Raw genomic sequence first — 13,564 nt, 5'->3', positions numbered from 1 at the left:
ATATTTCGAAGAACGTTTCTATTTTTCCTGCAACTCTAACTCTGCCTTTACAGGCAAATGGTCGGAAAGACGCACATTTAAAACTTCGACTCCATGGTGTTTAATCGATTTTGATACAAAGATATGATCGATGTCAGAATTAGGTTTCCACGAAGGGTAAGTGTTCGTCGAATTCCCGGTAATTATATTCAATTCGGACGTTTTGGTAAAATCCCGTATCCATGAGCGGGCCGAACGGCAATTGAAGTCGCCTGCCAAGACCGCGTTTTTCTGCCCCTGCAAAACTTCTTTGATCAGCTCCAATTGCCTAACCTGCATTTTGGCATTGAGGCTTAGATGGGTGTTGGCAATTGTATGATCTTGTATTTTGCATACCAAAAGACCGCGCCCTTTCATCCTGCCGGGCAATTGATGTTTTTCGACATCATCGATCGGAAAGCGGGAAAAAATTGCGTTGCCGTGTTGGGAAATCCCGGGGATTACCCTTGTTGTTTGTGACACGCCAAACTGGAAACCGGACACAGCCTTCAACGCGTCATACTGGGATGAAAAACCGCCCCGTCTTCCGCCTAAATCCAGTTCCTGGAGACACACGATATCGAAGCCGGAAATGAACCGGCCTATCTTTTTCAACGTTCTGTCTTTCGCCGGGCTGTGCGCAACCTGGTTTCTTATTCCGAACAGATAATCACTATAGTGCCGGCTCCCAATACAGGCCTGAATGTTGTAGCAAAGCAGTTTGACGATCATTGAATTGCCCTAGCATGTTGTTGCAGAGGTGTCTCGTCTGGCTTTGAGAGTGGCCTCGTCACCAGTGTGGCAATCGAAAATGATCGCGATGGAACCGTTGCCAAGCAATTCGGCGTGACCTTTGTTTGGATTCTGATCATGTACGCGAATCTGCCGTGACCAGAATTTCATTGCTTTGATTAGATTATCTGGAAGTTTTCAATGGTGAGCGCGTCGGGGTTCGAACCCGAGACCTACTGATTAAAAGTCAGTTGCTCTACCAGCTGAGCTACGCGCTCCCAAGCCCGGACCGCAGTGGATTGCGACTGGCGTGAGTGGCGCGGAACATAGGCAGGCATCCGGCCATGGTCAACAGCAAAACGGTCTCGCCAAGACGGTTTTTTCTGCGGTCTCCCGAACGTACGTGTTGAGGCTGGACAGAGGTTGATCGAGTGGTCGTTATCGCCACGTTGCGGTTGGGCTGTCATGACGCCGCACGCTCGAAAACGTGACTGGCGCCGCATTAGTGTCGGGGCTAAACAGGGGGCCGATCAGCGGCGTTCTATCGACGCATTTTTGTCAAACGCGACCGTTTCCGGGTCGCCACTGTCTTGAACGAGGATCCAGCCCGTCGTGACCATTGCCGACATTCCGCTTCTCACCGTTCTGCTTGCCGGTGCGTTATCGTTTCTTTCGCCCTGCGTGTTGCCGCTTGTGCCGCCCTATCTGTGCTACATGGCAGGCGTCTCTGTGGAGGATTTTCGCGGTGCAGGCGCCAATGCCCGAATCTCGGAGACCCGCCGCGCGGTGTTTTACGCGTCGTTGTTTTTCACGCTCGGCTTTGCCACCGTGTTCGTGGCGCTTGGCGCGGGGGCATCATCAATCGGCGGCATCTTGCGTCAGAACATCGAGCTGCTGGCGCAGATCGGCGGCGTGATCATCATCATCATGGGCCTGCATTTCCTGGGGCTGTTCAAGATCGGTTTTCTGGCGCGGGAAGCGCGGTTTTCAGGTGGCGGCAAACCCGCGACCCTATCGGGCGCCTATGTCATGGGCTTGGCTTTCGCCTTTGGCTGGACCCCGTGCATCGGCCCGGTACTGGGCGCGGTGCTGGGTGTGGCGGCCTCCCGCGACACGGTCAGTTCAGGCGCGCTGCTGCTGGCGGCCTATTCGGTCGGGCTGGCAGTGCCATTCTGGATCGCGGCGCTGTTTTCCGAACGGTTCATGCGGTTTGCGCACAAATTCCGCAGGCATCTCGGCACGGTCGAAAAAATCACCGGCGGGTTGCTGGTGCTGACCGGCCTGCTGTTTCTCACCGGTGGCATGGCAACCATGTCCTATTGGATGCTCGAAACTTTTCCGGCGCTTGGGCGAATCGGCTGAACCTGGCGACACTTGCCAGACCTCAGCGGCGACCGCCGGGTGCGGTGGCCAACACCAGCCCGCCGAGTACGGTTGCAATGCCAACGGCATGATAGCTGTGGAAGGGTTCACCCAGCACCAGCACGGCGAGGCCAACGCCATAGACTGGCAACAGATACATAAACACGCTGGCGGTCGAGGCGCCGAGACGGGCGACGCCATACTGGTACCCGGAAAATGCCAAGAGTGATGAAAACACCACAATACCAGCGATGCTGCTCCATGCCGAAGTGGTGACCGGCATCTGCGCGTCGTTGCCCCACTCCCAAAGGGCGAAAGGCGCAAGGAGTAGCGCTCCAGCAACGGTGATGGCTCCAAACAGCGCCGAGACTGGCAGACCGGCGGTGCGACGGCCCTTGAGCAGCACGGAATAAAGCGCCCAGGCAAACGCGGCGGCAATGAACATCAGATCGCCACGGTTGGGGGAGAAGTCAGCAAGCCCGACCAGATCTCCATTGAGGACGATAATCGCCACGCCCAAAAATCCGACAGTGATCCCAAGCAATTCACGCCAGCGTGTGGCGCGCCCGAAAAACAGCCTTTCGATCAGGATAACCATCAGCGGCGAAGTGGTGTAAATCAGCGTGCCGTTGGTGGCCGTGGTAAATTCCAGCGCATAATAGACGCCTGCACCACAAAGCCACATGCCAAGGAAACCCATGGTCAGCCACTGGACCGGCTCGTTGGCGAGATAAACGCGGACACGATCACGCGCCATCCAGACAAACGGCGCCAGAACGATCGCCGCAGCAGTCCAGCGCAAGAATGCCAGCGTGAACGGCGCAACCTGCGAGATTGCCGCGCGGCCGAAAATGAGGTTCGAGGAAAAGAACAGCGGTGTGAGAAGCATCACTGTGAGCGGAAAATACCGCGTGATGAAAGAAATTTTGGTCTGTGTCATTGCAGTGGTCATGGTGCTTGCATATCAGGACGGTGTATTGGGGAAAGAGAATTTTTCCTGTTGCGATGCTATCGCCGCAGCTAAGTGCATGAGCGCTAATCGAAGAAGAGGTGTTGAATGGCCCGGACATGTCTAGCCGTCGTACTTGCGGCGGGTGATGCAACACGGATGAAATCATCCAAGTCCAAGGTGTTGCACACGGTCGGCAATCTGCCGTTGATCGCGCATGTCACCCACGCGGCGGCGGCTGCCGGCGTCGACAAGGTTGCGCTGGTGGTGGGGCGCGACGCCGAAGCCGTCACCAAAGCTGCCAGCAACGGGATCGACATCCCGGTGAGCGCTGTCGAACAGACCGAACGCAAGGGCACTGGTCACGCGGTGCTGATGGCGCGCGATATCATTGCCGAGGGGTTTGACGATGTCGTGGTGCTCTATGGCGACGCACCGCTGATCGACCCGGGAAGCCTGAAGGCCGCAATTACCGAGCGCGGCAATGGCGCCGACGTGGTTGTTCTCGGCTTCCGCGCGGCTGACCCGACCGGCTACGGGCGCCTGATCGAGCGCGATGGCGCACTGGTGGCCATTCGCGAGCACAAGGACGCGACTGCCGAGGAACGCGCGATCGATTTCTGCAATGGCGGTATCATCACCTTTTCCGGCCGCGAAGCGATCAGCCTGCTCGAGGCGATCGGCAATGACAACGCCAAGGGCGAGTTCTATCTGACCGATATTGTGGAAATTGCCCGAGCGCGCGACCTCAAATGTGTTGCCATCGAAGCCCCCGAGGCGGACATGATGGGCTGCAACACTCGTGCAGAACTGGCTGATATCGAACAGGTCTGGCAGGCGCGGGCGCGGCATGGAGCGATGATGGCTGGCGTTTCGATGATTGATCCCGGCAGCGTGTTTTTGTCTCACGACACCAAGTTCGGCACAGACGTGACCGTCGAGCCTAATGTCTGGTTCGGTCCTGGTGTAACCGTTGGCGCCGGTGCCACCATCCACGCGTTTAGTCACCTTGAAGGCGCTGTTGTCGGTGAAGGGGCAATGATTGGTCCCTTTGCCCGTCTGCGTCCGGGGACCGAGCTTGCCGAACGAGCCAAGGTCGGAAACTTCTGCGAGATCAAGAAGGCGAAGGTCGGGGCAGGGGCCAAGGTCAATCACCTGACTTATATCGGCGATGCCGTGATCGGTGCTGGCGCCAATATCGGCGCAGGCACGATCACCTGCAATTATGATGGGTTGAACAAACACCTGACGGAAATTGGCGAAGGCAGCTTCATCGGCTCGAATTCTTCTTTGGTGGCGCCGATAAAGATCGGAAACGGTGCCTATGTCGGCTCCGGCAGCGTGGTAACCGAGGATGTGCCGGAGGATGCGTTGGCGATTGCGCGGGCGCGGCAGGAGAACAAGCCGGGGCGGGCGCGTGTGCTGCGCGACAAGATTGCTGCGTTCAAGGCGCGGAAAAATAATGCAAAGACCTGAACGCGCAGATGAAACGGGTTACGCCGTGTCACCAAAATTGAGCGGATGGCCTGGCAAGCGCTACTGGCGCCAGGCGGTCGGGCTGCGTAAGACCTTGGCCATCACCTCAATCGGGAGAATCATATGTGTGGCATAGTCGGGATCGTTGGGAAGCGCCAAGTCGCCCCACTGCTGGTGGACGCGCTGAAACGGCTCGAATACCGCGGCTATGATTCAGCCGGCGTCGCCACCATCCACGACGGCAAGCTTGAGCGCCGCCGCGCCGAAGGCAAGCTGATCAATCTCGACACCAAACTCATCGGGCAGCCGCTGGCAGGGCATGTCGGCATCGGGCACACCCGTTGGGCGACGCATGGCGCACCAACCGAAGCCAATGCACACCCGCATTTCAGCCTGGGCGTTGCTGTGGTGCACAATGGGATTATCGAGAATTTCACGCCGCTCAGAGCTGAATTGATCGCCAATGGCGCGGTTTTCAGCAGTCAGACCGACACCGAAGTGGTGGCGCAATTGCTTACGGCCTACCGCACCGAAGGCCTGACACCGCGCGAGGCCATGCAGAAAACGCTGGGCCGGTTAGAGGGCGCCTATGCGCTGGCGGTGCTGTTTGAAGACCAGCCGGACATGATCCTGGGCGCGCGCTCTGGGCCACCGCTGGCGATCGGACACGGTGATGGCGAGATGTTTCTGGGTTCCGACGCGATTGCCCTGGCGCCGTTTACCGACAAGATCACCTATCTTCATGACGGCGACTGGACCGTTATTACCTGCGACGGTGCTGAAATCTATGACCATGATGGCGCTCTGGTCGAGCGGCAGAGCCAGATTTCTCAGGGCGGCATCTATGTGGTCGACAAGGGCAACCACCGCCATTTCATGGAAAAGGAGATCTACGAGCAGCCGGAAGTAGTCTCCCACACGCTCAGCCACTACATTGACTTCGCCGAGGGCCGCGTAAAACTCGACAGCAGCCAGATCGACTTTGCCCATCTCGACCGGTTGGCGATGTCGGCCTGCGGCACTGCCTACTACGCCGGATTGATCGGCAAGTACTGGTTTGAGCGCTTCGCCCGGCTGCCGGTCGAAATCGATGTCGCTTCAGAATTCCGTTATCGCGAAATTCCGCTGTCGGGCAATATGGCGGCGCTGTTCATTTCGCAATCGGGCGAAACCGCCGATACACTGGCGTCGCTGCGTTATTGCCGCGACAACGGGCTAACGATCGGTGCCGTGGTCAATGTCCGCGAATCGACGATTGCCCGCGAATCCAATGCCGTGTTCCCGACGCTTGCCGGGCCGGAGATCGGCGTTGCCTCGACCAAAGCCTTCACCTGCCAGCTTTCGGTGCTGGCGGCGCTGGCGATGATCGCCGGGCGCGCCCGTGGCACGCTTTCAAACGACGATGAAGCTACAATGGTGCAGGCACTGGTCGAGCTGCCGCGATTGTGCAACGAAGTTTTCAATTCAGTACAGGCGCGGATCGAGACGTTGTCGCGGGAACTCTCGCGGTTCAAGGACGTGCTCTATCTTGGCCGCGGCACCAGCTATCCGCTGGCGCTCGAGGGGGCGCTCAAACTGAAGGAAATTTCCTATATTCATGCGGAAGGCTATGCGGCGGGCGAACTCAAACACGGCCCGATCGCGCTGATTGACGAGAACATGCCGGTGATCGTGATCGCCCCACATGACCGGCATTTCGAGAAAACCATCTCGAACATGCAGGAAGTCGCCGCCCGCGGTGGCCAGATCATCCTTATCACGGATGAGAGGGGCGCGGCGGCCACCACACTTGAGACCATGGCGACGATCGTGTTGCCGGTTGTCGACGAGATCGTTGCGCCGATCCTCTACGCGCTGCCGATCCAATTGATCGCCTATCACACCGCAGTTTTCATGGGCACCGATGTCGACCAGCCGCGCAATCTCGCCAAATCCGTTACCGTCGAATAAGTCTTCGCCGAACTGTGCTTGCCGAAGCGGGCAGGCGATCCCTATATATTGGCGACGAATGCGTCATTGCGCGTCGGGATAGAGGGATGTGATTGACGATGACTGACAAGCCGAAGCGGCAGGGCCCGGGAATGCGGCTGAGGACATATTTCCTTACCGGCATGATCATCGTGGCGCCGATCGCCATTACCGCCTACCTCACCTGGTCGTTCATCCTGTGGGTCGACGGCTGGGTGAAACCCTATATTCCGCTGGTCTACAATCCGGATTACTACCTGCCGTTCACGGTCCCTGGTTTCGGGCTGCTGATGGCGCTGTTCCTGATCACCCTGATCGGGTTCCTGACGGCCAATCTGGTAGGTCGTTCCGTCATTTCCGTTGGCGAAATGCTGCTCGACAGGATGCCGCTGGTGCGCAGTCTCTATAAGGGACTCAAGCAGATTTTCCAGACGGTTCTCGCCGAGCAGAGCGGGTCGTTCAAGCAGGCCGGGCTGATCCAGTATCCGCGCCAGGGCCTGTGGTCGATCGTCTTCATTGCCACCGACACCAGGGGCGAAGTCAGGGAACGGTTGCCGGTCGGGGAATCGATGTCGGTATTCCTGCCGACCACGCCCAACCCGACATCGGGTTTCTTGCTGTTCGTGCCGCGCGAGGACGTACTGATTCTCGACATGAGCGTCGAAGAGGCGGCCAAGATGGTGATTTCGGCAGGACTGGTATCGCCGGACTTTCCCAAAACGCTGCCGATCAAGTCAAAGCCTGACAACAAGACCAAAACGCCGCCTGAAACCGGAGCAAACGGTAGCTGACTTGGCTCAGCCGGCTCTGAGGAAACGGATCGCCTCGTCGCGCCGCATCAGATAGAGCAACATCCTGAGTGCGTCGCCGCGGGGGCCCGAGAGCGTCGGATCCTGTTCCAGCACGTTACGGGCGTCGGTGCGGGCGATTTCGAGCAGGTCAGCATGAACGGCCAGATTGGCGAGCCTGAAGCCTGGCAGACCGGATTGACGTGTGCCGAGCACCTCGCCTTCACCCCGCAATTTGAGATCCTCTTCGGCTATGCGAAATCCGTCCTCGGTCTCGCGCAGCACCTGCAGACGGGCACCTGCTGTGTCGCCAAGCGGTCCGTGGTAAAGCAGGATGCAGCTTGATGCGCCTTCGCCTCGCCCGACCCGACCGCGCAACTGGTGCAATTGGGCAAGGCCGAAACGTTCAGCATGTTCGATCACCATGATGGTGGCGTCGGGGACGTCGACCCCGACCTCGATCACCGTTGTGGCGACAAGCAACCGGGTTTGCCCTGCCTTGAAGGCGCTCATTGCCTGGTCTTTTTCCGCAGGGCTCATGCGGCCGTGAACCAGCGCCACCAGCGGCTCCAGGTCCGGGCCAAGCGCTTCGGCAAGGCTAGCATGGCGGGTTTCGACCGACATCAGATCGCTCTCATCGGAATCCTCGACCAGCGGGCAGATCCAGTAGGCCTTCTTGCCGTCCAACAGTGCCCTTTTTAGCCGCGCCACGATCTCCTCGATGCGCTCACCGGGAATGGTGACCGTGGTGATCGGCTGCCGGCCAGCGGGTTTTTCCGTCAGTTTGGAAACATCCATGTCGCCAAAGGCAGACAACACCAGGGTGCGCGGAATCGGCGTGGCGGTCATGACCAGCATGTGCGGTGCGGTGCCCTTGGCGGTCAGCCGCAGCCGCTGATGCACGCCGAAACGGTGTTGCTCGTCAACCACGGCGAGGGTGAGATTGGCGTAAACCACCGATTCCTGAAACAGCGCATGGGTGCCAATGACTATTTGCGCGGCGCCGCTGGCGATCTGCTCCAGCAATTCTGTGCGTTCACGGCCCTTGGCCCGCGCCGTCAGCACCACGACGTTGATGCCTGCTGCTTCGGCCATTTTCTCGATGGTTGCAAAATGCTGCCGGGCCAGAATTTCGGTGGGCGCCATCAGCACTGCCTGGCCGCCGGCCTCGACCGCATCGCTCATGGCCAGCATGGCGACGGCGGTCTTGCCGGAGCCGACATCGCCTTGCAGCAAGCGCAGCATGCGGTCCGAGCCGGCCATGTCGGTGAGAATTTCCGTGACCGCGGTCTGCTGACTTCCAGTCAGCGAGAACGGCAGGGCATCAAGCACCGCTTGGCGCAGTCGTCCTTCGGCCTTGACCGGATGACCCGGCAGCCTGCGCAGGGTTTGGCGGACCAACGCCAGGGATAATTGCCCGGCCAGCAATTCGTCATAGGCAAGTCGCCGCCGTACAGGGGTCTGCGGCTCGATATCGACCGCGCTTTGCGGATAATGAAGGTGCCTGACAGCTTCGGCAAACCCGGGAAAATTGTTCTTTGTCACCAGGTGCGGATCGGCCCATTCGGGCAGCTCCGGCAACAAGTCGAGACTGGCCTCGATTGACCGGCGCAGCACTTTTGGCGACAGGCCGGCGGTCAGCGGATAGACCGGCTCGATCAGCGGCAGGCTGGCGGCGTCGGCCTCCCCGACGATATGATCGGGATGAACCATGGAAGGCCTGCCGTTGAACCATTCGACCTTGCCGCTGACCAGCACGGTTTCCCCCACGGGCAACAGTTTTTCGAGCCATGCCTGCTTGGCATGGAAAAAGGTCAGCGCCAATTCGCCCGTCTCATCATGCACATAGACCCGGTAGGGCGCGGATCTGCGGCCGGGCGGCGAAGGTTGATGGCGATCGACGCGAACTTTAAGCGTGGCAATAACGCCTTCGGGAGATTCGGTAATTCCCGAACGCATGGCGCGGTCGATCAACCCGTGCGGCGGCAACAGCAGCAGATCCAGCGCGCGGGTATCGTCCGGGCCGTCTCGGCCGGTCACGCGCGCCAATGCTTCGGCAAGTTTGGGGCCGATTCCGGGCAGGCTTGAAACGGGTTTGAACAGGGGATCGAGATCGAGCGGTCGCATGGCATGAGAAGAACGGTAATTTTGAACCAAAGGCAAGGCTGACAATTGCGCAGCGACAGGATATGGAAACCGGATAACCAAAAAAGGCTGATCCATGACCGGAACAACACGTTCGAGCGCCGACCTTGATCCAAGACGTCGCCGCATCCTGGTGCGGGCATGGCGCCGCGGTATCCGTGAAATGGATCTGGTCATCGGCGGCTTCGCGGACGCTGAGATTGGTACGCTGGACAAGACCGAACTTGACCAGTTGGAACTGATCATGGCCGAAGAAGACGCCGACATCCTGAAATGGGTGACTGGCGAAGCGGAGACGCCGGAGCAGTTCCGGCTACCGCTGTTTGAGCGTATGCGCGCCTATGTGCCGGATTTCGGACCGCGCGTTGACGCTTCCGAAGGGCAGGCGCCTGCATCATGAAATCACTCATTCCGGTTGACAAGATCGCCAACGCGGCGACGCCGGTCACGCTGTCGGGTGTACGCCAAGGCATGGAAGCGCTGGCGCTGGCCGAGATTGCGCGCGCCGCCGGACCGCTTGCGCATATCATCTCGGATGGCCAGCGGATGGCCGATCTCGAGCAGAACCTGGCGTTTTTCGCGCCCGACATTCCGGTGCTGACGCTGCCGGGTTGGGATTGCCTTCCCTATGACCGGGTGTCGCCGGGCGCTGATGTTTCGGCCCGCAGGCTGGCAGCGCTGTCGGCGCTCGCGCAATTTGCCGAGGCGCCGCATCCGGCGATCGTGCTGGTTACCGTCAATGCGATGTTGCAGCGGGTGCCACCCAAATCTGTGGTTTCAAGCCTGGGACTGTCGGCGCGGGCTGGCCACAGGCTGAAAATGGAAGATCTCGCCGGACGCCTGGCGCAACAGGGGTTCGAGCGTATGGATACGGTCCGCGAGGTTGGCGAATTTGCCGTCCGCGGCGGTATTCTCGATGTCTTCGTCCCCGGCGCCGACGAACCGGTGCGGCTCGATTTCTTCGGCGACACGCTTGAAAGCATTCGTCATTTCGACCCGGCCTCGCAGCGTACCACCACAACGGCCAAGGAATTCTCGCTCAACGCCATGAGCGAGGTGACGCTGGAGCCCGAGACCATCAGCCGGTTTCGCCGCAATTATCTTGCCAAGTTTGGTGCCGCGAACCGTGACGATGCGCTCTATGTGGCGATCTCCGAAGGCCGGCGTTATCCCGGCATGGAGCATTGGCTGCCGCTGTTTCATGACGAAATGGCAACCGTGTTCGATTATCTCACCGGACTGCGGATATCGGGCGACCATATGCTGGCCGAGGCCGCAAGTGAGCGCCGGGCGCAGATCGTCGATCACTACGAGGCACGGCTTGCCGCGCAATCGATCGAAAAGGACAGGGGCGTGCAGGCGACGCCCTACAAGGCGATCGAACCGGACCAGCTCTATCTCGACACACCCGATCTGCTGGCGCGGCTCGATCAGCTCAATTCCATACGGCTCACCCCATTCAACGAACCCGAGACAGCGGCGCGCCGCGTCATCGAACTTGCCACCGCCACCGGCCCGCGCTGGGCCAAGGACGCCGAAGCCGACAAGTCGCCCGAAGGTGAGCGCGTCAACCTGTTTGCCAAGCTGGTCGACCATGTCGGCAAAAAACGCGAGCAGGGACACAAGGTCCTGATCACCGCCTGGACCGAAGGCTCGCTCGACCGGTTGCTGCAGGTGACTGAGGAGCACGGGCTCAAGCGGGTAGTCCGGATCCACAACCATGCCGAACTGAACCGGCTCAAGCCCGGCGAAGCCGCAGCAGCCGTGCTTGCCATCGAAGGCGGCTACGAGATCGATGATCTCGTCGTCATCGGTGAACAGGATGTGCTCGGCGACCGGCTGGTGCGGCGCGCCAAGCGCAAGCGCCGTGGCGCCGACTACATCTCCGAAGTCTCCGGGCTCGACGAGGGTGATTACGTGGTGCATGCCGAACACGGCATCGGCCAGTTCGTCGGCTTGCGCACGATTGAGGCGGCCGGGGCGCCGCACGCCTGCCTAGAACTGCATTACGCCAGCGACGCCAAACTGTTCCTGCCGGTCGAAAACATCGAGTTGTTGACCCGCTACGGATCCGACAGTGCCCAGGTGCAGCTCGACAGGCTGGGCGGCCTTGCCTGGCAGTCACGCAAGGCCAAGCTGAAAAAGCGGTTGCTCGACATGGCCGAGGGGCTGATCCGCATTGCCGCAGAGCGGCACATGCGCGCGGCCCCCGCACTTGCCACACCAGAGGGGCTTTACGACGAATTTTCGGCCCGCTTCCCCTATGACGAGACAGAGGACCAGATGGCGGCGATCGAGCGGGTGCGCGACGATCTGGCTGCGGGCCAGCCGATGGACAGGCTGATTTGCGGCGATGTCGGCTTCGGCAAGACCGAAGTGGCGTTGCGCGCGGCCTTCATCGCCGCCATGAACGGGGTTCAGGTGGCGGTGGTGGTGCCGACCACGCTGTTGGCACGGCAACATTTCAAGACCTTTACCGACCGCCTGCGCGGCTACCCTGTTCGCATCGCCCAGGCCTCGCGGCTGGTCGGCGCCAAGGAACTGGCTTTGACCAAGGCGGAACTGATGTCGGGCAAGACCGATATTGTCGTCGGCACCCACGCGCTGCTTGGATCCTCGGTTACCTTTGCCAATCTGGGGCTGCTGATCATCGATGAGGAGCAGCACTTCGGGGTCAAGCACAAGGAGCGGCTGAAGGAGCTGAAAAGCGACGTGCACGTGCTGACGCTGTCGGCAACACCGATCCCGCGCACCCTGCAGCTGGCAATGACCGGGGTGAGGGAGCTCTCGCTAATCACCACACCGCCGGTCGACCGGATGGCGGTACGAACCTTCATCTCGCCGTTTGATCCGGTCACGGTGCGCGAAACGCTGATGCGCGAACACTATCGTGGCGGGCAGAGTTTTTATGTCTGTCCGCGCCTGGCGGACCTCGAGGATGTCGCAGCCTTCCTGCGTTCTGATGTCCCCGAACTGAAGTTTGCCGTGGCCCACGGGCAGATGGCTGCCGGCGAGCTCGACGACATCATGAACGCGTTTTATGACGGGCAATATGATGTGCTCTTGTCGACGACGATCGTTGAATCAGGCCTCGATGTGCCGACCGCCAACACGCTGATCGTGCACCGGGCCGACATGTTCGGACTGGCACAACTCTACCAGCTACGCGGCCGGGTCGGGCGCTCCAAGGTGCGCGCATTTGCGCTGTTCACGCTGCCGGTCAACAAGATGCTGACGGCAACCGCCGACAAGCGGTTGAAAGTACTGCAATCGCTCGACACACTGGGCGCCGGCTTCCAGCTCGCCAGCCACGATCTTGATATTCGCGGTGCCGGCAATCTGCTCGGCGAGGAGCAATCCGGGCACATCAAGGAAGTCGGTTTCGAGCTCTACCAGCACATGCTGGAGGAGGCGGTGGCCGAAGTGCGCGGCGAGGACGGCAATGTCGACATCGGCTGGTCGCCGCAGATCACCGTCGGCACCCCGGTGATGATCCCGGAAGAGTACGTGCCGGATCTGCATTTGCGGTTGGGGCTCTACCGGCGCCTGGGCGATATTACCGATGTAGCCGATATCGACGGTTTTGGCGCCGAGATGATCGACCGGTTCGGGCCGCTCCCGCTCGAGGTCCAGCATCTGCTCAAGATCGTCTTCATCAAGGCGCTGTGCCGCAAGGCCAATGTCGAAAAACTTGACGCGGGGCCGAAGGGTGTTGTGGTCCAGTTCCGCAACAAGGAATTCGCCAACCCCGGCGCGCTGGTGCAGCACATTTCCAAGCAGGGCAATCTGGCCAAGATCAGGCCCGACCAGAGCGTGGTGTTCATCCGTGATCTGCCGACACCCGAAAAGCGGCTGACAGGTGCGGCCGTGGTGATGACCCATCTGGCAGAGCTTGCCGGCTAGGCTTCAATCCACCAGCCCCACACACGCAAAAACCCCGCCTTTTCAAGCGGGGTTTCGCGCGGTGCGCCCGTCATCGGACGGATTTCGGTGTCGGGCGTCGCTAGGGGTTGAGGGTAGTTCAGAATGATCGGGGCAGGGAGTGCCTGTAATCATGACCGCGGACAATGCCGCGGCAGTCGGCGAGTGAATGACGCCGGTCGGGAGGAAACCGGCGCCATCCGTC

At 60.2% G+C, this 13,564-nt stretch carries 9 protein-coding genes and 1 tRNA gene; 6 read left to right on the top strand and 4 right to left on the bottom strand.

What is annotated here, in order from left to right; all coding sequences use genetic code 11:
- Positions 1-18: 18 nt before the first annotated feature.
- Positions 19-750, bottom strand: coding sequence for an endonuclease/exonuclease/phosphatase family protein (locus tag ACK6D9_RS13610; protein ID WP_412048919.1), 732 nt, complete (start codon positions 748-750; stop codon positions 19-21).
- A 202-nt stretch (positions 751-952) separates the two neighbouring features.
- A tRNA-Lys gene (locus tag ACK6D9_RS13605) sits at positions 953-1,028 on the bottom strand.
- A gap of 334 nt (positions 1,029-1,362) precedes the next feature.
- Here ACK6D9_RS13605 and ACK6D9_RS13600 point away from each other — a divergent pair.
- Positions 1,363-2,112 carry a cytochrome c biogenesis CcdA family protein gene (locus ACK6D9_RS13600; RefSeq protein ID WP_412048918.1) on the top strand — a complete coding sequence of 250 codons (750 nt, stop codon included), beginning with the start codon at positions 1,363-1,365 and terminating at the stop codon, positions 2,110-2,112.
- 22 nt (positions 2,113-2,134) lie between these two features.
- Here ACK6D9_RS13600 and ACK6D9_RS13595 read toward each other — a convergent pair whose 3' ends face one another.
- On the bottom strand, positions 2,135-3,052 hold the full coding sequence (locus ACK6D9_RS13595) for a DMT family transporter (protein WP_412048917.1): 918 nt from the start codon (positions 3,050-3,052) through the stop codon (positions 2,135-2,137).
- Between the two features lie 117 nt (positions 3,053-3,169).
- Here ACK6D9_RS13595 and glmU point away from each other — a divergent pair, with 117 nt between their 5' ends.
- From glmU to ACK6D9_RS13580, 3 genes are all read left to right on the top strand, one after another.
- The gene (gene glmU / locus ACK6D9_RS13590) at positions 3,170-4,537 is read left to right on the top strand and encodes a bifunctional UDP-N-acetylglucosamine diphosphorylase/glucosamine-1-phosphate N-acetyltransferase GlmU (RefSeq protein WP_412048916.1); all 1,368 of its coding nucleotides are present in this window, start codon (positions 3,170-3,172) and stop codon (positions 4,535-4,537) included.
- A 123-nt stretch (positions 4,538-4,660) separates the two neighbouring features.
- Positions 4,661-6,487 carry a glutamine--fructose-6-phosphate transaminase (isomerizing) gene (gene glmS / locus ACK6D9_RS13585; RefSeq protein ID WP_412048915.1) on the top strand — a complete coding sequence of 609 codons (1,827 nt, stop codon included), beginning with the start codon at positions 4,661-4,663 and terminating at the stop codon, positions 6,485-6,487.
- Positions 6,488-6,585: 98 nt separating this feature from the next.
- A complete protein-coding gene (locus ACK6D9_RS13580) occupies positions 6,586-7,296 on the top strand; it encodes a DUF502 domain-containing protein (protein ID WP_412048914.1) in 711 nt (236 codons plus the stop codon).
- Positions 7,297-7,302: 6 nt separating this feature from the next.
- Here the strand turns inward: ACK6D9_RS13580 and recG are convergent, their stop codons facing one another.
- On the bottom strand, positions 7,303-9,420 hold the full coding sequence (gene recG, locus ACK6D9_RS13575; protein WP_412048913.1) for an ATP-dependent DNA helicase RecG: 2,118 nt from the start codon (positions 9,418-9,420) through the stop codon (positions 7,303-7,305).
- A gap of 94 nt (positions 9,421-9,514) precedes the next feature.
- Between recG and ACK6D9_RS13570 the strand changes: the two genes are divergently transcribed.
- Both ACK6D9_RS13570 and mfd read left to right on the top strand, forming a co-directional pair.
- Positions 9,515-9,838 carry a succinate dehydrogenase assembly factor 2 gene (locus tag ACK6D9_RS13570; protein ID WP_412048912.1) on the top strand — a complete coding sequence of 108 codons (324 nt, stop codon included), beginning with the start codon at positions 9,515-9,517 and terminating at the stop codon, positions 9,836-9,838.
- Positions 9,835-13,341: a transcription-repair coupling factor gene (gene mfd / locus ACK6D9_RS13565; RefSeq protein ID WP_412048911.1), complete on the top strand. Its 3,507-nt coding sequence runs from the start codon at positions 9,835-9,837 to the stop codon at positions 13,339-13,341. Before ACK6D9_RS13570 ends, mfd begins: the two co-directional genes overlap by 4 nt.
- The last annotated feature ends 223 nt before the right edge of the window (positions 13,342-13,564 follow it).

The sequence above is a fragment of the Hoeflea sp. Naph1 genome (genome assembly GCF_046837775.1).
GTDB lineage: Bacteria > Pseudomonadota > Alphaproteobacteria > Rhizobiales > Rhizobiaceae > Hoeflea.
Note: the sequence above shows the minus strand (reverse complement) of the source record. Positions and strands in the feature narration are given on the sequence as shown.